The sequence below is a fragment of the Mycolicibacter icosiumassiliensis genome (genome assembly GCF_900078685.2).
Lineage (GTDB): Bacteria > Actinomycetota > Actinomycetes > Mycobacteriales > Mycobacteriaceae > Mycobacterium > Mycobacterium icosiumassiliensis.
The window spans coordinates 2,558,832-2,581,366 of the sequence record NZ_LT546166.1; the positions used below are offsets into that span (position 1 = coordinate 2,558,832).

23 protein-coding genes are annotated in these 22,535 nt (G+C 67.9%); 19 read left to right on the forward strand and 4 right to left on the reverse strand.

What is annotated here, in order from left to right:
* Positions 1 to 424: 424 nt before the first annotated feature.
* Entirely contained in the window at positions 425 to 799 is a 375-nt protein-coding gene (locus tag BN4346_RS47715; RefSeq protein ID WP_154677598.1) for a hypothetical protein, read from the reverse strand.
* Between the two features lie 40 nt (positions 800 to 839).
* On the opposite strand from BN4346_RS47715, the gene BN4346_RS36295 reads away from it, so the two are divergent.
* On the forward strand, positions 840 to 1,160 hold the full coding sequence (locus BN4346_RS36295; protein WP_096867527.1) for a hypothetical protein: 321 nt from the start codon (positions 840 to 842) through the stop codon (positions 1,158 to 1,160).
* A 385-nt stretch (positions 1,161 to 1,545) separates the two neighbouring features.
* Here the strand turns inward: BN4346_RS36295 and BN4346_RS36305 are convergent, their stop codons facing one another.
* Positions 1,546 to 2,085 carry a hypothetical protein gene (locus tag BN4346_RS36305; protein ID WP_067972888.1) on the reverse strand — a complete coding sequence of 180 codons (540 nt, stop codon included), beginning with the start codon at positions 2,083 to 2,085 and terminating at the stop codon, positions 1,546 to 1,548.
* A gap of 138 nt (positions 2,086 to 2,223) precedes the next feature.
* On the opposite strand from BN4346_RS36305, the gene BN4346_RS36310 reads away from it, so the two are divergent.
* From BN4346_RS36310 to BN4346_RS36375, 14 genes are all read left to right on the forward strand, one after another.
* Positions 2,224 to 2,856 carry a hypothetical protein gene (locus BN4346_RS36310; RefSeq protein WP_067972891.1) on the forward strand — a complete coding sequence of 211 codons (633 nt, stop codon included), beginning with the start codon at positions 2,224 to 2,226 and terminating at the stop codon, positions 2,854 to 2,856.
* The gene (locus BN4346_RS36315) at positions 2,853 to 3,437 is read left to right on the forward strand and encodes a 3'-5' exonuclease (protein WP_078058652.1); all 585 of its coding nucleotides are present in this window, start codon (positions 2,853 to 2,855) and stop codon (positions 3,435 to 3,437) included. Before BN4346_RS36310 ends, BN4346_RS36315 begins: the two co-directional genes overlap by 4 nt.
* A 546-nt stretch (positions 3,438 to 3,983) precedes the next feature.
* Positions 3,984 to 4,547, forward strand: a complete 564-nt coding sequence (gene efp, locus BN4346_RS36320; protein WP_067972896.1) for an elongation factor P — start codon at positions 3,984 to 3,986, stop codon at positions 4,545 to 4,547.
* A 2-nt stretch (positions 4,548 to 4,549) separates the two neighbouring features.
* Positions 4,550 to 5,077, forward strand: coding sequence for a transcription antitermination factor NusB (gene nusB / locus BN4346_RS36325; RefSeq protein WP_067972899.1), 528 nt, complete (start codon positions 4,550 to 4,552; stop codon positions 5,075 to 5,077).
* A gap of 39 nt (positions 5,078 to 5,116) precedes the next feature.
* Complete coding sequence (locus BN4346_RS36330) at positions 5,117 to 7,855, forward strand: aminotransferase class I/II-fold pyridoxal phosphate-dependent enzyme (RefSeq protein WP_078058653.1); 2,739 nt, start codon at positions 5,117 to 5,119, stop codon at positions 7,853 to 7,855.
* 172 nt (positions 7,856 to 8,027) lie between these two features.
* Positions 8,028 to 8,765: a GntR family transcriptional regulator gene (locus BN4346_RS36335; RefSeq protein ID WP_067972902.1), complete on the forward strand. Its 738-nt coding sequence runs from the start codon at positions 8,028 to 8,030 to the stop codon at positions 8,763 to 8,765.
* A 2-nt stretch (positions 8,766 to 8,767) separates the two neighbouring features.
* Positions 8,768 to 8,995 carry a 4Fe-4S dicluster domain-containing protein gene (locus tag BN4346_RS36340; RefSeq protein WP_046284748.1) on the forward strand — a complete coding sequence of 76 codons (228 nt, stop codon included), beginning with the start codon at positions 8,768 to 8,770 and terminating at the stop codon, positions 8,993 to 8,995.
* 24 nt (positions 8,996 to 9,019) lie between these two features.
* The gene (locus BN4346_RS36345) at positions 9,020 to 10,381 is read left to right on the forward strand and encodes an ABC transporter substrate-binding protein (RefSeq protein WP_067972906.1); all 1,362 of its coding nucleotides are present in this window, start codon (positions 9,020 to 9,022) and stop codon (positions 10,379 to 10,381) included.
* Positions 10,378 to 11,226, forward strand: a complete 849-nt coding sequence (locus BN4346_RS36350) for an ABC transporter permease (protein ID WP_078058654.1) — start codon at positions 10,378 to 10,380, stop codon at positions 11,224 to 11,226. Before BN4346_RS36345 ends, BN4346_RS36350 begins: the two co-directional genes overlap by 4 nt.
* Positions 11,223 to 11,954 carry an ABC transporter ATP-binding protein gene (locus BN4346_RS36355; RefSeq protein ID WP_067972910.1) on the forward strand — a complete coding sequence of 244 codons (732 nt, stop codon included), beginning with the start codon at positions 11,223 to 11,225 and terminating at the stop codon, positions 11,952 to 11,954. Before BN4346_RS36350 ends, BN4346_RS36355 begins: the two co-directional genes overlap by 4 nt.
* A complete protein-coding gene (locus BN4346_RS36360; protein ID WP_067972912.1) occupies positions 11,951 to 14,662 on the forward strand; it encodes a fumarate reductase/succinate dehydrogenase flavoprotein subunit in 2,712 nt (903 codons plus the stop codon). The genes BN4346_RS36355 and BN4346_RS36360 overlap by 4 nt, the downstream gene beginning before the upstream one ends.
* Before the next feature lie 6 nt (positions 14,663 to 14,668).
* Positions 14,669 to 15,247, forward strand: a complete 579-nt coding sequence (locus tag BN4346_RS36365; protein ID WP_067972915.1) for a TetR/AcrR family transcriptional regulator — start codon at positions 14,669 to 14,671, stop codon at positions 15,245 to 15,247.
* 42 nt (positions 15,248 to 15,289) lie between these two features.
* The gene (locus tag BN4346_RS36370) at positions 15,290 to 16,441 is read left to right on the forward strand and encodes an acyl-CoA dehydrogenase family protein (RefSeq protein ID WP_067973184.1); all 1,152 of its coding nucleotides are present in this window, start codon (positions 15,290 to 15,292) and stop codon (positions 16,439 to 16,441) included.
* Between the two features lie 16 nt (positions 16,442 to 16,457).
* Entirely contained in the window at positions 16,458 to 17,081 is a 624-nt protein-coding gene (locus BN4346_RS36375; protein WP_067972920.1) for an FMN-dependent NADH-azoreductase, read from the forward strand.
* A gap of 90 nt (positions 17,082 to 17,171) precedes the next feature.
* On the opposite strand, the gene BN4346_RS36380 is transcribed toward BN4346_RS36375, so the two are convergent.
* On the reverse strand, positions 17,172 to 18,374 hold the full coding sequence (locus BN4346_RS36380; protein ID WP_067972922.1) for a serine hydrolase domain-containing protein: 1,203 nt from the start codon (positions 18,372 to 18,374) through the stop codon (positions 17,172 to 17,174).
* A gap of 4 nt (positions 18,375 to 18,378) precedes the next feature.
* Positions 18,379 to 19,056, reverse strand: a complete 678-nt coding sequence (locus BN4346_RS47720) for a class I SAM-dependent methyltransferase (RefSeq protein ID WP_235653747.1) — start codon at positions 19,054 to 19,056, stop codon at positions 18,379 to 18,381.
* A gap of 128 nt (positions 19,057 to 19,184) precedes the next feature.
* On the opposite strand from BN4346_RS47720, the gene pyrR reads away from it, so the two are divergent.
* The 4 genes from pyrR to BN4346_RS36405 are packed head-to-tail and all read left to right on the forward strand — an operon-like array spanning position 19,185 to position 22,526.
* The gene (gene pyrR / locus BN4346_RS36390) at positions 19,185 to 19,766 is read left to right on the forward strand and encodes a bifunctional pyr operon transcriptional regulator/uracil phosphoribosyltransferase PyrR (RefSeq protein ID WP_067972925.1); all 582 of its coding nucleotides are present in this window, start codon (positions 19,185 to 19,187) and stop codon (positions 19,764 to 19,766) included.
* Positions 19,763 to 20,725: an aspartate carbamoyltransferase catalytic subunit gene (locus tag BN4346_RS36395; protein WP_067972928.1), complete on the forward strand. Its 963-nt coding sequence runs from the start codon at positions 19,763 to 19,765 to the stop codon at positions 20,723 to 20,725. The genes pyrR and BN4346_RS36395 overlap by 4 nt, the downstream gene beginning before the upstream one ends.
* Positions 20,722 to 22,014 carry a dihydroorotase gene (locus BN4346_RS36400; RefSeq protein WP_067972931.1) on the forward strand — a complete coding sequence of 431 codons (1,293 nt, stop codon included), beginning with the start codon at positions 20,722 to 20,724 and terminating at the stop codon, positions 22,012 to 22,014. The genes BN4346_RS36395 and BN4346_RS36400 overlap by 4 nt, the downstream gene beginning before the upstream one ends.
* Positions 22,011 to 22,526, forward strand: coding sequence for a PH-like domain-containing protein (locus BN4346_RS36405; protein WP_067972935.1), 516 nt, complete (start codon positions 22,011 to 22,013; stop codon positions 22,524 to 22,526). The genes BN4346_RS36400 and BN4346_RS36405 overlap by 4 nt, the downstream gene beginning before the upstream one ends.
* The last annotated feature ends 9 nt before the right edge of the window (positions 22,527 to 22,535 follow it).

Below are 22,535 nucleotides of genomic sequence, written 5' to 3' on the forward strand. Positions count from 1 at the left end.
CGCTGGTATAGCGGGCAATGGCGGGCGCGGCGGGGCGGCTGGTGCTGGCAGCAACGGCGGAACAAGCGGAACCGCCGGATCTGCTGGCCACGCAGTAACCAGTGGCGGTAACGGCGGCAGGGGCGGCGACGGCCTCACTGCCACAACGCCGGGCACCTCGGGCGGTAACGGCGGTGCCGGTGGCGACGGCGGCAATATCGGCAACGGCGGTGTTGGTGGAAACGGCGGCAACGGCGTGGCAGGCGGTAACGGCCCGAACGGCCAGAACGCAGGTGATTCCGGCGCCAATGGGAGCAATGGCGGCTTCGGTGGCCGGGGCGGTGCTGGGGGTCAGGGCGGTTCAGTCTCTGGTAACGGCGGCGACGGCGGCACCGGAGGTCAGGGCGGGGCCGGAGGTCACGGCGGTAGCGGCGCGAGCGGTGCTTCAGGAGTCGATGCCGCGAACAACAGCGGGGACGCCGGGGCCGACGGTGGAAACGGTGGTAGCGGCGGTAGCGGTGGCACCGGCGGTAATGGCGGTGACGGTGGAGCGGGCGGTAACGCCGTGCATGGCCAGTCCGGTCAGCACGGTACCGCTGGGGTCGGCGGTGCAGGCGGTAACAGTGGCAACGGTGCTGGCGGCGGCGACGGGGGCCGCGGTGCTGCCAGCACTAACGGTGGTGCTGGCGGTACAGGCGGCGGTGGAGGCTTTGTAACTGGCAGTGGCACCGCAGGCAGCGGCGGCAATGGTGGCGACGGGGGAGCAAGCGGGACGGCCGGTGTGGGAGGCCTCGGCGGAACCACCGCTGACGGCAAGCACGCAGACGACGGGATGACGGGCGCTGCTGGTTTTGGTGGGTATGGCGGTAACGGTGGCGCTGGCGCTACCGGGAACTATGGGCAAGCGGGTGGCGATGGCGGCCATGGCGGCCATGGCGGTAGCGGCTACTTCGGCGGTGTCGGCGGTGTCGGCGGTGCCGGTGGGGGTGGCGGCGGTGACGGGGGCGGTGTTGAAGGCTCTGGTGGCCTGGGCCGCGACCGCGGCATTGGTGGTGACGGTGGTGACGGCGGTGACGGCGGTAATGGCGGTGTGCACTGGGGCAGTGATGGCGGTACTGGAGGTGCCGGTGGTGACGGCAGCAGCGGTGGTGTGGGCGGCGAGGGCGGCGCTGGCGGCCTAGGCGGCACTGGTTACCTAGCCAGTCCTGGCGGTGGGACCGGTGGCGGCGGTGCTGGCTGTGCTGGTTGCGGTACCGGCGACCAGGGCTCGACCATCTATCTCGACGGCCGCGGTGGCAGCGGCGGAGACGGCGGCAACGGTAAGTACGGCGAGACCGGCGGCAACGGAACCGATGGCGGCAACGGTGGCGACGGCACGCAGGGGACGCCCGGCACCCGTGGTCAAGACAACGGCTAGCAGCGGTCGTCGACGTGCTTGCCGCCGAGCGCCACGGTGTACCCCTACCTATCAGAAGAAGCGGTGACCTAGCCGAATGCTTGCAGGCACGTCACTGCGACGGCGCCCAGTTTGAACTGGGGGCCCCTCTCACGGCGGTGGATGCGGGCCTAGTCGGTGCCGTTCGTGCTGGTGTCCCAGCTCATAACGGGCGAAGGGCAAAGTAGCCCCAGGTCGCGACACGGGGCAATGATGTCCATCGCTTTCAGTGACCTGCCGACCGCTCCTTTGTGCGCCAAGACCCAGCGACCTACGCCAGTCATCGACGAACCGGTTGTGGTGACCGCCGGGCCGAGGACGTCGAACGTTTTCTCCCCCTCTAGGAATGTCGCGCGCACGATCGTTCCATGGTCGAGAGTTAACGCAGCCTCACGTGGCCCAATGGCCTGGTAAGACCGCCCGGATGTGTCGAGTCGCAGGACGTCGTTGGACGGGCGTCCATTCGATTCGATCGAGTAGACACTGAGGACGAGGTCGCCGTGACTTGCGCGGGCGACTTCCCCCCGCACGGCGTACACGCCGAAAACGGAATCGGTGAATGTCGCGCCAACGTGGGAGCCGGGTCCGATCTCACTTATCTGAAGCTTCATTTCGTTGACGCCGCGGCGTGCTGGCGGAGTCAGCAGCCGCTTGATCTCATCATCCGTCATGGTGGCCAAGTATGCCGTTTATGGCATCGCAAAGCACGAAAGCATACAAATGTCTCCGATAACAGTACGGCTGGATATCCTCTAGGGGCCGTCATCCAGCCGCAGCAGGAACTCGACGGCCACGTATCTAGGAGGACCATGCTCGGGTTCGCAGTCGTGGACAGGCAACCGTCGGCGGCGACCACGGCTGTGTGGCTCACCAGCCGGGTCGAGGATTCCCGCTTTAAACGCGACGGTGACAGCGACGAACTGAAAAGCGTCCGAGTCAACCACACCAACGCCGTCGTTATCGCACACGACGACGAGCGATATGAAACCAAGATGCGATCGCTGACCGCCGACCGTGCAGTAGTCCTCACCACCGGCACTGTCTCACCGGTTCCGTTCGTGAGACCTCTTACCCCGGACGTTTTCGACGTTCTGATCAAGGCGACTGTCCGCCATCAACAGCGCATCGACGAGGCAGTCGAGGCTGCGCGAACCGCCACGCGGAAACTCGTCGACCCGGACTTCCCCAGGGCGGTGCCCGAGCTGATACCAGGCGAGCGTGATGAGCCCCAGTTTCGTGCTCTGGCGACCGCCGATTACGTCGCCGCTGTCTGGCGGCTCTGGCTCCTCACGGACGCGCAACGTGTTCGCCGCAGCCTCCCCACCAAGACCAAGACGAGAGTATTGCCGCCGATCATGCCCGAGGAATTATGTGACCCGAAGCTGACAGAGCTTCCACCGAAGTTCGCCGAACTGGCCGCACCGGAGCCGGTGACGCGATGATGGACTACACCGCGATTGACTTTGAGACCGCCAATGCACGGCGCGGTTCGGCGTGCTCGGTGGGCCTGGTCCGCATCCGCAACGGTGTCGCCGTCGAGGAGCAGCACTGGCTGATGCGGCCGCCCGAAGGGCTCGACTACTTCGAGCGGATCAACGTCGGAATCCACGGCATCACCGCAGAGATGGTCGCCGACCAGCCGCGCTGGCTGGAGCGGTTGCCAGATATCCTCGACTTCATCAGGGGTGACGTCGTGGTCGCCCACAACGCTGCCTTCGACACCTCGGTCATCCGCGGGGCCTGCGACGCCGACGGCGTGCCATGGCCGGACATCGACTACCTGTGCACCAGGGTGATGGCGAAACGGGCGCTGCAGCTGCCGAAGTACAACCTGCCGTTCGTACTGCAGGCGCTCGGCTCTTCGATTGCAGACCACCACAACGCATTGGCCGATGCGCACGGCGTTGTAGAGGTGATCACCGGACTATCGAACCGCAGCGGTGTCAGCGACCTGCAGGCGCTGGCGCTCGGCGTTTCACCGGGCGCGGTGCGGTGCGATCACCACTGGGGCTGTAGTTCCTAGGGCAGGGTGGCGCGCAGGAACCCTGCAGCGCGTGGCCCCGTACGCGAGGTGCGGCGGTGGCGGACGTCTGGCAAGCTCAGCGTGCGCAGCCTTGCGTAAGTGCGGTAGGAATCGCCGCCGGGCCGGGGTTGTCCTCGGGGATCTCATCCTCGACCAGCCGCCGAGTGAATTGCTTCAGGGCGGCTAGACGGAGGACCACGGTATTGGCGGCCTTTCCGTCTGCGATTAGCTCGCCGGTGTAATGCTGCACCAAGGGCCGCGTAAGCTGCTCGGGTGTTCGTTGTTGTCGCACCACTCCAGCTAGAGTCGTGCCCCGCGCAAGTAGGGCGTGATCGTCGTGGGGGAGCGGATGGCGGACAGCGGTGCCAGCACTCAGGGTTGCATGGGGGTGTGCAGCAAAGGTTTCGGCGAACCCGATACCTTACGTTTGGGCGCTGCGCAAGGCTGAAACTCGGGCGTGGCCTGCCATAGGTGCAGGTCAAAACGCTAAGGGGAGCAATTGGCTTCCCGAACTTACTGACCATTCTCTAGGAGACGTGAACGACCGTGGCTTCAACTGCTGACTTCAAAAACGGGCTGGTGCTGGTGATCGACGGCCAGTTGTGGCAGATCACCGAGTTTCAGCACGTCAAGCCGGGCAAGGGTCCGGCCTTCGTGCGCACCAAGCTCAAGAACGTGGTGTCGGGCAAGGTCGTGGACAAGACCTACAACGCCGGCGTGAAGGTGGAGACCGCCACCGTCGACCGCCGCGACGCCACCTACCTGTACCGCGACGGCAACGACTTCGTGTTCATGGACAGCGAGGACTACGAGCAGCACCCACTGCCCGAATCGCTGGTCGGCGACTCGGCGAACTACCTGCTGGAGAGCATGCTGGTGCAGATCGCCTTCCACAACGGGGTGGCGCTGTACCTGGAGTTGCCGGTCAGCGTCGAGCTGGAGGTCACCCACACCGAGCCCGGCCTGCAGGGCGATCGGTCCAGCGCGGGCACCAAGCCGGCCACCATGGAGACCGGTGCTCAGATCAACGTGCCGCTGTTCATCAACACCGGAGACAAGCTGAAGGTCGACACTCGCGACGGCAGCTACCTGGGACGGGTCAACTCCTGACCATGCCCGCTGGCAAGCCGGTAAAAGGCCGGCACCAGGCCCGTAAGCGTGCCGTCGACGTGCTCTTCGAGGCCGAGGCCCGGGGACTGACCCCGGCCCAGGGCGCGGAGCTGCGAACGGCGCTGGCCAGTGAGCAGCCCGACGTGTCGCCGCTGCACCCGTATACCGTCACGGTGGCCAATGGCGTCACCGAGCACGCGGCCCACATTGACGACCTGATCACGTCCCACCTGCAAGGCTGGAAGCTGGAACGGCTGCCGGCCGTGGACCGGGCGATTCTGCGGGTGGCGATCTGGGAGTTGCTGCATGCCGACGACGTGCCGGAGCCGGTTGCCGTGGACGAAGCGGTCAAGCTGGCCAAGGAGTTGTCCACCGACGAGTCGCCCGGGTTCGTCAACGGCGTGCTGGGCCAGGTAATGCTGGTGACACCGCAGTTGCGGGCCGCCTCGCTGGCGGTCCGGGGGACGACGACGCCCCCCGACACCGACACCGACAGCGCGGGCGAGCCGGACACCGACTCCGCGGACTGAACCGGCCCCGGGCCGCCACGGCACGGGCACACTGGCCCTATGGGCGAGGGCTGGGACGCACCGAATCGGAGACTGCGGGTATCGGCGTTGGCCGCGGTGGCCAACCCGTCGTATTCGCGGCTGGACACCTGGAACCTGCTCGACGACGCCTGCCGGCAGCTGGCCGAGGCCAACCGGGCGGGCCTGGACACCACCCACGAAGCCGCGCGGGTCAAACGCCTCCTCGGCCGGCTCGGCGCCTACGAGCGGTACTGGCTGTTTCCCGGCGCGGTGAACCTGGCGACCTTCCACGGCTACCTGGAGTCGATGGCGACGGTGTCGCTGACCGAGCGGGTGTCGCTGGTGGTCCGGTTGCTGTCGGACTACGGCGACCGGGCGGCGCTGTTCGACCTCGGCTTGCCGCTGTCTGACCAGGAACTGGTGGCCCAGGCCCGCCAGCAGCAGTTCTACACCGTGCTGCTGGCCGACGACTCGCCGCCGGATGTGCCCGAGAGCCTGGTGGAAAGCCTGCGCCGACTGCGCAGCCCCGATGACGATGTGCAGATCGAACTGCTGGTGGTGTCCAGCGTCGAGGATGCGGTCACCGCCGTCGCGCTCAACGGCGAGATCCAGGCCGCGATCGTGCGGCACGACCTGCCGCTGCGGTCACACGACCGAGTCCCGCTGATGACCACCCTGCTGGGCGCCGAGGACGATCCGACGACCGTCGGTTGCGGCCGCGACGCCATCGAATGCGGTGAGTGGATGCGCCTGCTGCGGCCGCATATCGATCTGTACCTGCTCACCGACGAGTCGATCGCCGCCGACACCGAAGACGAGCCGGACGTCTATGACCGAAGCTTCTATCGGCTCAACGATGTCACCGACCTGCACAGCACCGTGCTGGCCGGTATCCGGAAGCGCTACGCCACACCGTTTTTCGATGCGCTGCGGGCCTACGCCTCCGAACCTGTCGGGCAGTTTCATGCGCTGCCGGTGGCGCGCGGCGCCAGCATCTTCAACTCGCGCTCGCTGCAGGACATGGGCGAGTTCTACGGCCGCAACATCTTTATGGCCGAGACCTCTTCCACCTCAGGCGGACTCGACTCGTTGCTGGACCCGCACGGCACCATCCGGGTGGCGATGAACAAGGCGGCCAAGACCTGGAACGCCGACCACACCTATTTCGTCACCAACGGGACCTCCACCGCCAACAAGATTGTCGTACAGGCCCTGACCCGCCCCGGCGACATCGTGTTGATCGACCGGAACTGCCACAAGTCGCACCACTACGGGCTGGTCCTGGCCGGCGCCTACCCGCTGTACCTGGACGCCTACCCGCTGGCGCCGTTCGCGATCTACGGGGCGGTGGCGCTGCGCACCATCAAACGTGCCCTGCTCGACCTGGAGGCCGCCGGGCAGCTGCATCGGGTCCGGATGCTGTTGCTGACCAACTGCACTTTCGACGGCGTCGTCTACAACCCCCGCCGTGTCATGGAGGAAATCCTGGCGATCAAACCCGACATCTGCTTTCTGTGGGATGAGGCGTGGTACGCGTTTGCGACCGCGGTGCCGTGGGCTCGGCAACGCACCGCGATGGTCGCCGCCGAAGGTCTGGAGGCCAAGCTGGGCTCGGCGCACTACGCCAAGGAGTACCAGGCGTGGCACGACAGCATGGAAGGCGTCGATCGCGACCAGTGGAGCGAGCACCGGCTGCTGCCGCACCCGTCGGCGCGGGTGCGGGTGTATGCGACCCACTCGACCCACAAGTCGCTGTCGGCGCTGCGGCAGGCGTCGATGATCCACGTCCGGGATCAGGACTTCAACGCGCTGGCCCGTGAGTCGTTTGCTGAGGCGTTTTTGACCCACACTTCCACCTCGCCGAACCAGCAGCTGCTCGCCTCACTGGACTTGGCCCGCCGGCAGGTGGACATCGAAGGCTTCGACATGGTCCGGCGGGTCTACGACATGGCGTTGGTGTTTCGCCACCGGGTCCGCAAGGACCGGCTGATCAGCAAATGGTTCCACATCCTTGACGAGAGTGACTTGGTGCCCGACCGATTCCGCGAATCGACGGTCAGCTCCTACCGGGAGGTACGCCAAGGGGCGCTGGCGGAGTGGAATGAGGCCTGGCGTTCCGACGAATTCGTGCTTGACCCCACCCGGGTCACCCTCTATGTCGGCAAGACCGGGATGACCGGCTACGACTTCCGCGAGAAGATCTTGATGCAGCGGTTCGGAATTCAGATCAACAAGACGTCGATCAACTCGGTGCTGTTGATCTTCACCATCGGCGTCACCTGGTCCAGCGTGCACTACCTGCTCGACGCGCTGCGCCGGGTCGCCGGCGAACTGGACCGCGCCTGGAACGCGGCCAGCACCGATGATCGCGCGCTGCAGCGCCGCCGGGTCATTGAGATCACCGAGGACCTGCCACCGCTGCCGGACTTCAGCGCCTTCGCGCCGGCTTTTCGTCCCGGCGGCACCAGCCCGATCGGCGACATTCGTGCGGCGTTCTACGGCGGTTATGAAGAGTCCGACCGCGAGCACGTGCTGCTCGGGGACGCTGGCCGCCGTGTCGCCGACGGCAAGACCCTGGTCTCGACGACTTTCGTGGTGCCGTACCCGCCCGGTTTCCCGGTCCTGGTTCCCGGTCAGGTGATCTCCAAGGAGATCCTGTACTTCCTGGCCGACCTCGACGTCAAAGAGATTCACGGCTACAACCCCGGGCTGGGGCTGGCAGTGTTCACTCCCGAGGCGCTGGCCCGCTACGGGCGAGCACCGGACGTGGCCGATTAGCGTCACCGCGATTGTTACCCGGGCCGTCGGCGCCGCAGCGGCGCAATGCGTCTGCGCCAGGAGGTTTTCGCTGGCAGCTCGCAGCGAACGGGTGGCGCAATGCGTTTTACCGCGATGTCAGCGGGTTTCGCCGCTCTGGGGCTGCCGGGGCGGCGCGCCTTAGCGTGTCTGCATGCCTGAAGCCCGCGTCGCATCGCAGCCGATTCGCCGCGCGGATCGGGCACGGCAGGTCGCCGACGTCCTGCGCCATCAGATCCATGCCGGCGCCTACGACGACGGACTGCCCGGTGAGCCCGAACTGGCCACGGAGTTCGTCGTCTCCCGCAACATCGTTCGCGAGGCGCTGGCCGCCCTGAAAGCCGAAGGGCTGATCCATCGCGGGCCGAGAACCGGCACCCATGTGGCGCAGCACAAATACGATCACGGACTGGACGCCTTGCGCGGGCTGAAGGAGACCTTCGACGGCCACGGGGACGTGCGCAACGAGGTCCGGGTGGCGACGATGGTGGATGCTCCACCGTCGGTCGCCCGGCGGCTGGGACTTGGTGCCGGCGCCGAAGTGGTCTTCATCGAACGACTGCGCTACCTGGGTGATGTGCCGCTGAGCCTGGACCAGACCTACCTGGCCCCCGATATCGGCTCCGCCGTGCTGGCCCATCCCTTGGAGTCCACCGACGTGTTTCCACTGATCGAACAGGTCAGCGGCCAACGCCTGGGCGACGCGGCCTTGGCGCTGGAGGCGATTCCGGCCGACCCGCACACCGCGGCAATTCTGCAGCTTCCCGGCGGCGCGGCCCTGCTGATGCTGGAAAGGCTCACCAGCCTGGAGGACGGCCGGCCCGTCGATCTCGAATACATCCGGATGCGCGGTGACCGCGTCACCATGCGCGGCACTCTGACAAGGAGCTAACCATGACGCTGGTCAACGGCCGTACCGATGTCCCCGTGACGATCGATGAATCGCTGTGCATCTCCGGCTGCACGCTGTGCGTCGACATCTGCCCGCTGGATTCCCTGGCGATCAACCCCGACAACGGCAAAGCCTTCATGCACGTCGACGAATGCTGGTACTGCGGACCGTGCGCCGCGCGCTGTCCGACCGGCGCTGTCACCGTCAACATGCCCTATCTCATTCGCTGAATACATTGACCGGCAAGGTGTTTCATGAAGAGATCCCTCATCCTGCTGACCAGCGCCGTCCTCGCCGCGGCCGGATGCTCGCTGGACACCACCACTGCCGGTGACTCCATCGACGTGGTGGTGGGTTACCAGTCCAAGACCATCAACACCGCGACGGCGGGCACGCTGCTGCGAGCTCGCGGCTACCTGGAGCGCCGGCTCGCCGACATCACCACCCGGACCGGAACCCGATACCGGGTCGACTGGCAGGACTATGACACCGGAGCACCGATCACCGCCCAGATGCTTGCCGAGAAGATCGACATCGGGTCGATGGGGGACTACCCCATGCTGGTCAACGGCGTCCGAACCCGGGCCACCGAGCAGGCCCGTACCGAGATCGTCTCGGTGACCGGCTACCACCCGGCCGGTGCGCTGAACATGGTGGTGGTGTCGCCCGGCTCGGATGCGGACACGCTGGCCGACCTGGCCGGGGCCAAGGTGTCGGCCAGCGTGGGCTCGGCGGGTCACGGCACCCTGGTGCGCGCACTGGCCAGCACCGGCGCGCACGTCGAAGTGCTCAATCAGCAGCCTCAGGTCGGGGCATCAGCGCTGGAATCCGGTCAGGTCCAAGGCCTGTCGCAATTCGTGGCCTGGCCCGGACTGCTGGTGTATCAGGATCGGGCCCGCCTGCTCTACGACGGTGCCGAACTCAACTATCCGACCCTGCATGGGGTGGTGGTGCGCCGAAGCTATGCGCGAGCCCACCCAGAAGTGCTTGACGCATTCCTGCAAGCCCAGCTCGAGGCCACCGACTTCCTGAAACGCAAACCGTTGGAGGCGGCCCGCATCGTCGCCGAGGGCAGCGGGCTGCCGCAGGAGGTCGTCTACCTCTACAACGGGCCGCGCGGCACTTCGTTCGACGCCACGCTCAAACCGCAACTGGTCGCCGCGCTGAAGAATGACGTGCCCTATCTCAAGTCGATCGGCGACTTCGCCGAGCTGGACGACTTCGACGTGGACGGGTTCGTCGACGACAGGCCGCTGCGCGCCGCGTTCGCTGCGCGAAAGCTGGACTACGACAAGGCGGTCGCCGCGATCGACCAGCCGACGACGGTTGGCGGTGAACTCTGGCTGGACGGCACCGAAACCACCGTGACCGTGCCGGACTCCGACGCGTTGCTGGACGCGGTGCGGGCCGCGAACGCCCGTGGCGATCAGGTGCGGGCCGCCTATGTCCACGACGCCGAACTGGGGACGCGGTGGTTCGCCGACAAATCGGCGTGGGTTCGCGACGGTGCGCACTACCTGCCCTTCGACACCACCGCTGGGGCGCAACGCTATATCGCCGCGCATCCGGGTGGCGTTGTGCTGGATTACCGTCAGGCCCTGGCGGGTGCGGCGTGACCGCGGTTCTGGCTGGTGCGCCGGCTGTGTCCGCTCCTGTAGGAGCCGTGCCGCGCCGGGCCCGGACACTCCGGCGGTCCTGGCTGCTGCGGCTGGGCTCGGTAGCGGCCGCACTGGGGCTGTGGCAGCTGTTGACCGTCGCCGATGTGCGGTGGTGGCTGCGGTTCGACACCCTGCCGACCGTCGATGAGGTCTTCACCACCTTGGTGCGCCGGTTGGGCACCGAGGCGTACTGGTTGGATCTGGCGCAGTCGCTGATCCGGATCCTCACCGGATTTGGCCTGGCGGCGACGGTCGGTGTGGCAACCGGCATTCTGCTGGGCAGGTCGCGGGTGGCTGCCGACGTGGTCGGCCCGCTCACCGAACTGATCCGGCCTATCCCGGCCATCGCGCTGGTTCCGGTTGCGATCCTGCTCTTTCCGGCCAGCGAACAGGGCATCGTGTTCATCACGTTCCTGGCGGCCTTCTTCCCGATCTTGGTCAGCACCCGCCACGCGGTGCGTGCCCTGCCCACGCTGTGGGAGGACTCGGTGCGCACCCTGGGCGGCGGACGCTGGGACGTGTTGAGCCAGGTGGTGATTCCGGGCATCCTGCCGGGCGTGTTCGGCGGCCTGTCGGTCGGCATGGGTGTGTCGTGGATCTGCGTGATCTCGGCGGAGATGATCTCCGGGCGTCTCGGAATCGGGTATCGCACCTGGCAGGCGTACACCGTGCTGGCCTACCCGGACGTGTTCGTCGGCATCATCACCATCGGCGTCCTGGGGTTCGCCACTTCGGCGGCGGTGGAGACGGTCGGGCGTCGGCTGACCCGCTGGCTGCCGCGAAGTGCGGAGAACGGGCGATGACAGTCGGCATGAGCCTGACGCTGGACCGGGTCCGGCTGTCCTACACCGGCTCTCCGGTGATCGACGAGCTGAGCCTGGCCGTGCGCCCGGGCGAGATCCTGGTGCTGACGGGTCCGTCCGGCTGCGGCAAGTCGACGGTGCTGCGGGCACTGGCCGGATTGCTGCATCCGGATCAGGGGCAGGTACTCGCCGACGACGCCGTGGTGAGGACCACCTCGAGGGACCGTGGCGTGGTGTTTCAGGACAACGCGCTGCTGCCGTGGCGTTCGGTGCGCTCCAACATTGAGCTGGCGCTGCGGCTGCGCGGTGTGCCTCGCACCGGGCGGCGGGCCCAAGCCGATCGGTGGATCGCCGAGCTGGGGCTGACCGGCTTCGGCGACTATCTGCCCAACAGCCTCTCCGGCGGGATGCGACAACGCGTTCAGCTGGCCCGCGGCCTGGCCGGTGCGCCCCGCGCGGTGATGATGGACGAACCGTTCGGCGCGCTGGACAGCGCCACCCGTGCCGCCATGCAGGCGCTGCTGGTCGACACCTGGCGATCGCACCCGACCACGATCGTGTTCGTGACCCACGATGTCGACGAGGCTTTGGCGCTCGGAGACCGAGTGGCGGTGCTGGGGCGCGCCGGAGAGCCGCTGCGGGCGCTGATCGAGGTACCCGAACCGCGCAGTGGCCGAGCCGAACCCGCACTGCGCACCACCATCCTCACCGCATTGGAGCACTCATGACGCAGGACTCCCTGCAGATCCCGGATGTCGCGACACCGCAGCGGCTGGACTGCGATGTGCTGGTGATCGGCGGCGGCACCGCCGGCACCATGGCCGCACTCACCGCCGCCGAACATGGCGCGCAGGTGCTGCTGCTGGAGAAGGCCCACGTGCGGCACTCCGGGGCGTTGGCGATGGGCATGGACGGCGTCAACAACGCCGTGATCCCCGGCAAGGCCGAACCCGAGGACTATGTCGCCGAGATCACCCGCGCCAACGACGGAATCGTCAACCAGCGCACCATCTATCAGACCGCCACCCGGGGCTTTGCGATGGTGCAGCGGCTGGAACGTTACGGGGTGAAGTTCGAAAAGGATGAGCACGGCGAATACGCGGTGCGCCGGGTACACCGGTCCGGCTCCTATGTGCTGCCGATGCCGGAGGGCAAGGACGTCAAGAAGGCGCTCTACCGGGTGCTGCGGCAACGCTCGATGCGGGAGAAGATCCGCATCGAGAACCGGCTGATGCCGGTGCGGGTGCTCACCCGTGACGGCCGAGCAGTGGGCGCTGCCGCATTGCACACCCGCACCGGAGAATTCGTGGCGGTCGGAGCTAAGGCGGTGATCCTGGCCACCGGGCCATGCGGGCGCCTCGGGCTGCCCGCCTCGGGTTATCTGTATGGCACTTACGAGAACCCGACCAATGCCGGCGACGGCTACTCGATGGCCTATCACGCCGGCGCCGAGCTGTCCGGCATCGAATGCTTCCAGGTCAACCCGCTGATCAAGGACTACAACGGACCTGCCTGCGCCTACGTGGCCAATCCGTTCGGCGGCTATCAGGTGAACTCGCTGGGGGAGCGATTCGTCGACTCCGACTACTGGTCCGGCCAGATGATGGCCGAGGTCAAATCCGAGATCGACTCCGCGCGCGGGCCGATCTACCTCAAGGTTTCGCACCTGCCCGACGAGACGCTGTCGGCGCTGGAGAACATCCTGCACACCACCGAGCGGCCCACCCGCGGAACCTTTCACGCCAACCGCGGACATGACTACCGCACCCACGATATTGAGATGCACATCTCCGAGATCGGTTTGTGCTCAGGGCATTCCGCATCGGGAGTGTGGGTCGACGAGCATGCCCGCACCACGGTTCCCGGCCTGTACGCTGCCGGCGACCTGGCCTGCGTGCCGCACAACTACATGATCGGTGCCTTCGTGTTCGGCGACCTCGCCGGCGCGGATGCGGCAACCACCCTGGGTGACATCGCGGCGTCGCAGGAGTTGCCGGCCGACCAGCTCGCCGAGGCCCACGAGCTGATCTATCGCCCGTTGCGCCACCCCGACGGCCCGCCACAGCCGCAGGTAGAATACAAACTGCGCCGGTTCGTCAACGACTATGTGGCGCCGCCGAAATCGGCTGCCAAACTGTCGCTGGCAGTGCAGACCTTCGAGCGGATGCGCGGTGAGATCGCCCAGATGGGAGCCCGCAGCCCGCACGAGCTGATGCGCGCCGTCGAGGTGTCGTTTATCCGTGACTGCGCGGAGTTGGCCGCCCGGTCATCGCTGACCCGTACCGAGTCCCGTTGGGGCCTCTACCACGACCGTGCCGACCTGCCCGGCCGTGATGACACTCAGTGGGGCTACCACCTCAATGTGCGCAAACGTGCCGACGGCGCAATGGAATTCCTCAAGCGTCCCGTCGCCCCCTACTTCGTGGCCGTTCCCGAACTGGACGGGCTGCCGCCGAGCGACCAGTCAGTGCATGCGGTGGCTCAGCCGCCGCTGCTGGGAGGCCAGGCGCCGGCGACCGCGGAGTCACGGGTTGCGGCACGGGCCGCCGCGCACCCGCCGTCGCCGCGTATCGCGGCGGTGGTCGCCCTCGAGGAGCCGACGCTGGCCGACCTGGCCGGCTTCCTCGGTGATCCCGATCCTGCGGTGCGCCGTACCGCGGTCGCTGCGCTGAGCGAGCACACTCCCGACGGCTACGCCGGCGCGCTGTTCGGTGCGCTGGCCGATGCCGACGCCGCGGTGCGCCGGACCGCTGCAGACGGCGCACGTGAGCTCGTGGAAGTGATATCGGATCCAGGGTTGGTCGCTGAGCAGCGCAACTCGCCCGATCCGGTGGTCCGGGCCGCCGTGGTGTACCTGTTGTCCAGCCGGCGGATCGGAGACCCGGCGGACTACCGAGCCGCCCTGGCCGACCCCGACCACCGGGTACGCATCGAAGCGGTGCGCGCACTGGTCTCGGTCGACGACGCGGCGACGGTGGCAATCGCCGCCGGCGACCGCAACCGCGAAGTACGCGTCGCCACGGCCAATGCCTTGGCGACGTTGCGTGCCGGTGCCGACTCCGTGCGAGGCCTGATCGCCGACCCAGACCCACTGGTACGCGCCGCGGCGCTGGCCGCGCTCGGTGAGATCGGCTGCGGGCCGCAGGACCTCGCCGTCGTCACACCGGCACTGCGCGAGTCGGCGTGGCAGGTACGGGTCGGCGCGGCGCGCGCGCTGGTCGGTGCGGACGCCGACGCGGCGGTGCCGCTGCTGACGGTGGCGCTCGAAGACCCGCACCTTGACGTCCGCAAAGCTGCCGTACTGGGGCTGACCCGCTGGGCCGAATCCGACGTCAACGCCCGTGACGCGCTCGGTATCGCGATCAAGGACAACGACGCCGACGTTCGCGCGTACGCGCGTCGGGCCTTGCAGGAAGCGGCCGGGTCAGTACGCTGACTCGTGATGGCCACGTCGGATGCAGTTGGCGGGCCGGGTGGCAATTCCCGGCTGTCCGTACAGGACTGGGTGCAGGCCGGCTTCCGGATTCTGGCCGAAGACGGGCTCAAGGCGCTGACCATCGACCGGCTCTGCAAGCGGCTCGGTGTCACCAAGGGCAGCTTCTACTGGCATTTCGCCGACATGAAGGCCTACCGGCAGGCGTTGGTCGACACCTGGGCCGCCGTGCGCGACGCCGACCGCGGCGATTTCGATGCACTGTCGGAACTACCGCCGCGTCAGCGGTTATCGCGCATGATGACCGCCCTGGTCGGTCCCTCGCATTGGATGCTGGAGCGGGCGATCCGCGAATGGGCGCGGTCAGAGGACGCCGTCGCCGCGGCGGTACGCAGCTCGGATCGGCGGGTGCTCAAGGCGGTTCGCCAGGTATTCCTCGACGACGGTTTCGAGCCCGACGAGGCCGACATGCGTGCCAACGCAACGTTCGCCGCCGGAATCGGGTTTCTGCATCTGTCCGGTTCGGTGCCGAGCTCGCGAGCCGCCGGTCGGCGGGAACAGTTCCTGGACGTTATGCTGCGACACTGATACCCATACCAAAAGGTATGGTACGGTCCGGGCATGGCGACCATGACGGCCCCCGCGGTGACCGAGGAATTCATCTCCCGACTGGCGCAGCGCGCCGCGGCAGCCGAAGAGCTGCGTCGACTTCCGGCGGACACCGTCGAGGACTTCCGCAGCTCCGGGCTGGCCGGCCTGCTCTTGCCGGCCCGCTACGGCGGGCGGCAGGGCGAGTTTCCCGAGATTCTCGACCCGATTCGGCGGATGGCGCACGGCTGCGCGTCGAGTGCCTGGACGCTCGGGTTCTACATGCTGCACAACTGGATGCTGGCCCTCTTCGGCGAGCAGGCCCAGGACGAGGTATTCGCTGCCGGGCCGGTGCTGTGCCCGGCGCCGCTAGCACCCACCGGGCGCGGCGTGCCCGACGGTGACGGCATCCGGCTTTCCGGGCGATGGTCGTGGGCGACCGGAGTGATGGACGCCGACTGGATCATGGTCGGTGCGATCTGCGGACCCAGCGAAGAGCCCTACCCGGCGCTGGCGCTGTTGCCGGTCAGCGAGATCGTCGTCGAGGATGTCTGGCACACCGCCGGGATGCGGGCAACCGGATCCAACGACGTCGTGATCGATAGTGTGTTTGTTCCGTCGCACCGGCTGGTCAAGGTCGTCGACGTCTACTCCGGTACCGCCCCCGGCGCCGAGCTGCATGACGTGTCGGTGTACCGGTGGCCGATGGTCCCGGCGCTGGCGCTGGTGGCCGCGATGCCCGCCCTCGGGTCGGCCGAATGGGTCGCCGACCTGTTCGCCGAGCGCCTGGCCGAACGAGTGCTGGCGTATTCCGGTGCTGCGCAGAAGAACCAGCCGGCGGCCCAGATCCGCCTCGGCGATGCGCGGGTTCGGCTGCGGGCTCTGCGCGGCTTGCTCGACGACACCGCCGGCCGGATTCAAGACGCGGTGGACGCCCGTGAGCGGATCGGGCGGCCCGTTCGGGCCGATGCCCGGGCCGCGGCCGCGTACATCGTGCACGAATCCCGCTCCGTGATCGCCGATCTGCTCGAATCCTCCGGTGCCAGTGCGCAGTTCGTCACCAACCCGCTGCAGCGCGCCAAACGCGACGTCGACGTCATCTGCGGGCACGTAGTCTTCGACTACGACGTGGCCCGCGAGTTGTCTGGCGCACTCGAGGCCGGCGTGAAGATCTCACCGATCTCCATGATCTGACCGACGTAAGGACACCATGAAGACGCTGTGGGTGGAGGCCAGCCCGAAGCAAGAGCACTCGCTGTCCTCGGCGCTGACGCAGGCCTTCTTGGACGCGGCGCCCGCGGCCGCGGTCGGCGACGTCGAACGGTTCTCGGTGTGGTCCGACGAGATGCTGGTGTTCGGACGCGACGCCGCATTCGCCAAGTTCGCACCGCTGTACGGCGAACGGCGAACCCCCGAGCAGCAGCAGATCTGGTCGGACGTGCTGGCGGAAATCGACCGGGTGCGCTCGTTCGATCGGCTGGTGGTGTCGTCGCCGATGTGGAATTGGCATGTGCCGCATGCCCTGAAGGCCTGGATCGATGTCATCGTGCAACCGATGGCCAGCTTCACGCTTAACGAGCGCGGCGAACACGTGGGAACGTTGGGGCAGGGCAAGCCGCTGCAACTCATCTTGACTCGCTCCAGCGCCTACGACGGCGACCGTGCCGACCTGCAAGACTTCCAGCGCCCGTATCTGGAATACGTGTTCACCATGCTGGGCTACAACGTCCAGACCCTGGTCTTCGAGCCGACCACGCGCTGGACCGCCGAAGAGCGGGCCCAGATGCGCGACGCTGCGCTGGCGAAGGCCCGCCGCGCGGGGCAGCAGCTCTAGGAAACATACCGAGTGTGCGGTTTGGGCGGTGAAATCCCTTTGCAACCAACCAAACCGCACACTCGACGAGCGCTTCTGCCTAGGTCCGGCTCACAAACCCAGGGCCGCGTAGGTCCGGCGGACGAACTTCGGCTGCGCGACCCGCAGTTTGGCGATCGAGGTATTGCCGGCAACAGCGGTTGCCATGTCGGTGGATAGCGTCGGGGAGTTCTGCACCAGATAGAGCAGGACCAGGTCCGCGGCAGGATCCGCCTGCCACCAGGTGCCGTAGGCGCCCGGCCAGCCGAACGCTCCCGCACCGCCCGGCCCGAACAGCGGCCGGGACTTCGCCGGGTCGGTCACTACCGACAGATTGAGCCCGAACCCGCGGCCGACCCAGAACGGGGCGCCCAGGAACGGGTGCCGCTTCTGGGCGTCGGTGAGCCGATCGGTGCGCATCGCCCGCGCCGATTCCGCCGAGAGCACCCGGGTGCCGTCGAACATGCCGTCGGCCAGCAACATGCGGGCGAACGCCAGGTAGTCGTCGGCGGTGGACATCAAGCCGCCCCCGGCGTTGGGAAACGCCGGCATCGCGATCGGCACCGGCCCCATTGCATCGTCGCGCAGCGTGTCCCCGTCGACGCGGTACATGGTGGCGCTGCGCCCGCGCGCCTGTGGGGTGACGCAGAACCCGGTATCGATCATCCCCAGCGGGCCCAGGATCCGTTCCTCGATCACCTGCGGCAGCGGCTTGCCCTCGATCCGCGACAGCAGCACGCCCAGCACGTCGGTGCCGTGGCCGTAGGTGACTCGCTCACCGGGCTGGTCCACCAGGGGAAGCGCCGCCAGTGCCGTCAGCCAGGCGTCGGGGCCGCGCCCGAAGGGCAGTCGCTGGTATTCCCGCGCGATCGGGCCGGGGACCGAGAATCCGTAGCCGATGCCGCAGCGATGCGTCATCAGATCGTCAACGGTGAGTGCCCGCCGTGCCGCGGTGGTGGCCTCCAGCGAACCGGCCGGGTCGAGGAGCACCCGCGGTGCGGCTAACTCCGGCAGCCAGTGTGCGATGGGGTCGGTCAGCCGCAGTCGGCCTTCGTCGACCAGGGTCATCGCGGCGGCGATGGTGACCGGCTTGGTCATGGAGGCGATCCGGAAGACGGTGTCGCGGGTCATCGGCAGGCCGGCGCCAACGTCGCGGTGGCCGATCTCGTTGACCTGCAGCACCGTGCCGCGCTGCCAGACGAGCGTCACCACCCCGGCGAGCAGGCCGGTGTCGCAGGCTTCGCGCAGCGGCGCCTGGTTGGGGTCGAGATTCACCCGGTCAGGTTAGCGGCGATCGCGAGCGCGGCGAAGCCGGCCGAAGCGGGCCGCCGATCCCCGCACCGCTGCTGAGCAGCTGCTTCTGTGACGCGCAGCCGGGCGGGGCGCGTCGGCCGCTGCCGGTGGCGGTCTGTCGGCAGACACTGCGCGATGTGCTCACCGGCGGCGGCTGGGACCTGGTGTCACTGCTGCCCCGCACGGTGCACCGCCCGCAGCACGACGGCACCATCGACACCATGGCGTACTGGCTGGTCCCGGCCCGGGTCGCCCGGTGCACCGCGGCGGCGTAGCGGTGTTTGCTCTCGTCGTCGAGGCAGTGGAAGGTGCCGCTGTCGACGACCGTGTCGAACGCATCGGTGTAGCCGTCGAGGCGGGTGGCATCGGCCACGGCGAACCGCACGCTCACCCCGGCGGCGGCCGCCCGCCGCTCAGCGGTGACCAATGCGGTCGGGGAGATATCCAACCCGGTCACGCGCAATCCGTGCTGGGCAAGATAGATGGCGTTGTCGCCGTAGCCGCAGCCGATATCGAGCACGGCGCCGCGCACCAGACCCTGGGTGTGCCAGCCCAGGACGCTCTCCTTGGGTCGCCGGAGATCCCATGGCGGTGTCGGCATCGCCGGAACCCCGGGGGCGGGGCTTTCACCGCGGTACAGCGCCTCGAAATCGAAGTCCGGCAGTCCTGCGCACTCGGCGGATCGCGGGTCGGTCATTTCCGCCAGGGTAACGGCCGGTGCTAGGCTGCCGGACAGTTCGACATCCTTTAACGATCCGTCCTGCGAGGCGGAGAAGGAGGTCCAGCGGTCGCATGGGCGCTGCCGGTAGTTCCAGCACCGATCGAGAATTGATGTCCTCGGCGGATGTGGGTCGCACCATTTCCCGTATCGCGCATCAGATCATCGAGAAGACCGCTCTCGACGATCCCGACAGTGCGGACGCCCCACGCGTCGTGCTGTTGGGTATTCCGACCCGCGGCGTCACCCTGGCCCAGCGGCTGGCCGGCAAGATCAGCGAATTCTGCGGTGGCCAGCCTTCCAGCGTCGCCTGGGGCGCTTTGGACATCACCTTGTACCGCGACGACCTGATGCGTCAGCCCCCGCGGCCCTTGGAACCCACCTCGATCCCGGCGGGCGGCATCGACGACGCCCTGGTGATCCTGGTCGACGACGTGCTCTTCGCCGGCCGATCGGTACGGGCCGCGCTGGACGCACTGCGCGACGTGGGCCGGCCCCGGATCGTGCAGCTCGCGGTGTTGGTGGACCGCGGCCACCGCGAACTGCCGGTGCGCGCCGACTACGTCGGCAAGAACGTGCCGACCGCCCGCGGCGAAAGCGTGCACGTCTTACTGGCAGAACACGACGGTCGCGACCAGGTGGTGATTACCCGATGAGCACCAGGCATCTGCTGGCAGCGGGCGACTTGAGCCGCGATGAGGCCACCGCGATCCTCGACGACGCGGACCGCTTCGCCCAGGCGCTGGTGGGGCGCGAGGTCAAGAAGCTGCCCACCCTGCGCGGGCGCACCGTGATCACCATGTTCTACGAGAACTCCACCCGGACCCGGGTCTCCTTCGAGGTGGCCGGCAAGTGGATGAGCGCCGACGTGATCAACGTGTCCGCGTCGGGATCCTCGGTCAGCAAGGGGGAGTCGCTGCGCGACACCGCGCTGACCCTGCGTGCCGCCGGCGCCGACGCGCTGATCATCCGCCACCCGTCGTCGGGCGCGGCACACCTGCTCTCGGAATGGACCGGAGCCGCCGACGACGGCGGCCCGGCGGTGATCAATGCCGGGGACGGCACCCACGAACACCCCACGCAGGCGTTGCTGGACGCGCTGACGTTGCGCCAGCGCCTCGGCGGCATTGAGGGCCGCCGCGTTGTGATCGTCGGCGACATCGTGCACAGCCGGGTGGCCCGCTCCAATGTCAGCCTGCTGTCGACGCTGGGCGCCGAGGTCGTGCTGGTGGCCCCGCCGACCCTGCTGCCGGTCGGCGTCGCCGACTGGCCGGTGACGGTCTCGCATGACTTCGACGCCGAGCTGCCGGCCGCCGACGCGGTGCTGATGCTGCGGGTGCAGGCCGAACGGATGACCGGCGGGTTCTTTCCGTCGACGCGGGAGTACTCGGTGCGTTACGGATTGAGCGAGAAGCGCCGCGCCATGCTGGCCGAGCACGCGGTGGTGCTGCACCCGGGTCCGATCCTGCGCGGCATGGAGATCTCCTCGTCGGTGGCTGACTCGCCGCAATCGGCGGTGCTGCAACAGGTTTCCAATGGAGTGCATGTGCGCATGGCGGTGCTGTTCCATCTGCTGGTGGGTAGCGAATCCGCGGGTGGGGAGGCAGAGCTGTGAGCGTGCTGATTCGCGGAGTGCGGTGCTACGGCGAAGGCGACCAGGTCGATGTCCTGGTGGAAGGCGGCCAGATCGCGAAGATCGGCACCGGTCTAGCCGTTCCGGACGAGTGCGAGATCATCGACGCGCCCGGACAGGTGTTGCTGCCGGGCTTCGTCGACCTGCACACCCATCTGCGTGAACCGGGCCGCGAATACGCCGAGGACATCGAAACCGGATCCGCGGCGGCGGCCCTGGGTGGCTACACCGCGGTGTTCGCGATGGCCAACACCGATCCCGTCGCCGACTCTCCGGTGGTCACCGACCATGTCTGGCAGCGCGGACAGCAGATCGGCCTCGTCGACGTGCACCCGGTCGGCGCGGTGACGGTCGGACTGGGTGGCACGCAGCTGACCGAGATGGGCATGATGGCCGCCGGTACCGCGGGCGTTCGGATGTTCTCCGACGACGGTGTTTGTGTGGACGACCCCCTGGTGATGCGTCGGGCGCTGGAGTACGCGACCGGACTGGGGGTGTTGATCGCCCAGCACGCCGAGGAGCCGCGGCTGACCGTCGGGTCGGTCGCCCACGAGGGGCCCAACGCCGCCCGGCTGGGCCTGGCCGGCTGGCCGCGCGTCGCCGAAGAGTCGATCGTGGCCCGGGATGTCCTGCTGGCCCGCGACGCCCGCGCCCGCCTGCACATCTGCCACGCGTCCACCGCCGGAACGGTCGAGCTTCTCAAATGGGCTAAGGCTCAAGGTATCTCGGTGACCGCCGAAGTCACCCCGCATCACCTGATGCTCGACGACAGCCGGCTCGCCGACTACGACGGCCGCAACCGGGTCAACCCGCCGCTGCGCGAGGCCAGTGACACAGTCGCCCTGCGCCGCGCCCTGGCCGACGGCGTCATCGACTGCGTGGCCACCGACCACGCTCCGCACGCCGAGCACGAGAAGTGCTGCGAGTTCTCGGTTGCCCGGCCCGGGATGCTGGGTCTGCAGACCGCACTGTCGGTGGTGGTGGCCACCATGGTGCAGACCGGCCTGCTGACCTGGCGCGATGTGGCCCGGGTGATGAGCGAGCGGCCGGCACAGATTGTCGGTCTGCCCGACCAGGGCCGCCCACTGGAGGTGGGTGAGCCGGCCAACCTGACCGTCGTCGATCCCGACACGACCTGGGTGGTCACCGGTGCGCAGCTGGCCAGCCGCTCGGACAACACCCCCTATGAAGAGATGACCCTGCCCGCGACCGTCACCGCGACCCTGTTGCGTGGCCGGATCACCGCTCGGGACGGGAAGAGCCCGGCATGAACACCCCCACGTTGATCGGCTCGCTGGTCTTCGCTTTTCTGCTGGTGGTGCTGATCGGCGTGGTGATCCGGCTGATGATGCGCGGTTGGCGCCGCCGCGGCCAGCTGCAGGACGCGCTGATCGGGACGCTGCCGAGCGTGCCCGACACGGTGGGCTCGCCCACCGTGGCTGCCACTCGCGGGCAGTACCTCGGTTGCACGCTGGCCCCGAAGTGGAACGACCGAGTGGTGGTCGGCGACTTGGGCTATCGCACCAAGGCGGTGCTGACCCGCTATCCCGAGGGAATCATGGTGCAGCGCAGCGGCGCTCGCCCGATCTGGATTCCCCAGGACGCGGTGATCGCGGTCCGCACCGAACGCGGCATCGCCGGGCGCGCTATTCCTTCTCTGCCCACCCGCGCCTACGACGGAGTGCTGGCGATCCGCTGGCGCCTGCCGTCGGGCACCGAGATAGACACCGGCTTCCGCGCGGACGACCGCGCCGAGCACAGCCGCTGGTTAGAAGAAAAATGAAGACGAGTG

Excerpts from the sequence above, each read along its gene's own strand:
- BN4346_RS36375 (WP_067972920.1), top strand. The coding sequence starts at position 16,458 with ATGAAGACGCTGTGGGTGGAGGCCAGCCCGAAGCAAGAGCACTCGCTG.
- BN4346_RS36310 (WP_067972891.1), top strand. The coding sequence starts at position 2,224 with ATGCTCGGGTTCGCAGTCGTGGACAGGCAACCGTCGGCGGCGACCACG.
- BN4346_RS36340 (WP_046284748.1), top strand. The coding sequence starts at position 8,768 with ATGACGCTGGTCAACGGCCGTACCGATGTCCCCGTGACGATCGATGAA.
- BN4346_RS36355 (WP_067972910.1), top strand. The coding sequence starts at position 11,223 with ATGACAGTCGGCATGAGCCTGACGCTGGACCGGGTCCGGCTGTCCTAC.
- BN4346_RS36395 (WP_067972928.1), top strand. The coding sequence starts at position 19,763 with ATGAGCACCAGGCATCTGCTGGCAGCGGGCGACTTGAGCCGCGATGAG.
- BN4346_RS36305 (WP_067972888.1), bottom strand. The coding sequence starts at position 2,085 with ATGACGGATGATGAGATCAAGCGGCTGCTGACTCCGCCAGCACGCCGC.
- BN4346_RS36405 (WP_067972935.1), top strand. The coding sequence starts at position 22,011 with ATGAACACCCCCACGTTGATCGGCTCGCTGGTCTTCGCTTTTCTGCTG.
- nusB (WP_067972899.1), top strand. The coding sequence starts at position 4,550 with ATGCCCGCTGGCAAGCCGGTAAAAGGCCGGCACCAGGCCCGTAAGCGT.
- BN4346_RS36335 (WP_067972902.1), top strand. The coding sequence starts at position 8,028 with ATGCCTGAAGCCCGCGTCGCATCGCAGCCGATTCGCCGCGCGGATCGG.
- pyrR (WP_067972925.1), top strand. The coding sequence starts at position 19,185 with ATGGGCGCTGCCGGTAGTTCCAGCACCGATCGAGAATTGATGTCCTCG.
- BN4346_RS36330 (WP_078058653.1), top strand. The coding sequence starts at position 5,117 with ATGGGCGAGGGCTGGGACGCACCGAATCGGAGACTGCGGGTATCGGCG.
- BN4346_RS36370 (WP_067973184.1), top strand. The coding sequence starts at position 15,290 with ATGACGGCCCCCGCGGTGACCGAGGAATTCATCTCCCGACTGGCGCAG.
- BN4346_RS36345 (WP_067972906.1), top strand. The coding sequence starts at position 9,020 with ATGAAGAGATCCCTCATCCTGCTGACCAGCGCCGTCCTCGCCGCGGCC.
- BN4346_RS36365 (WP_067972915.1), top strand. The coding sequence starts at position 14,669 with ATGGCCACGTCGGATGCAGTTGGCGGGCCGGGTGGCAATTCCCGGCTG.
- BN4346_RS36295 (WP_096867527.1), top strand. The coding sequence starts at position 840 with ATGGCGGTAACGGTGGCGCTGGCGCTACCGGGAACTATGGGCAAGCGG.
- BN4346_RS36360 (WP_067972912.1), top strand. The coding sequence starts at position 11,951 with ATGACGCAGGACTCCCTGCAGATCCCGGATGTCGCGACACCGCAGCGG.
- BN4346_RS36315 (WP_078058652.1), top strand. The coding sequence starts at position 2,853 with ATGATGGACTACACCGCGATTGACTTTGAGACCGCCAATGCACGGCGC.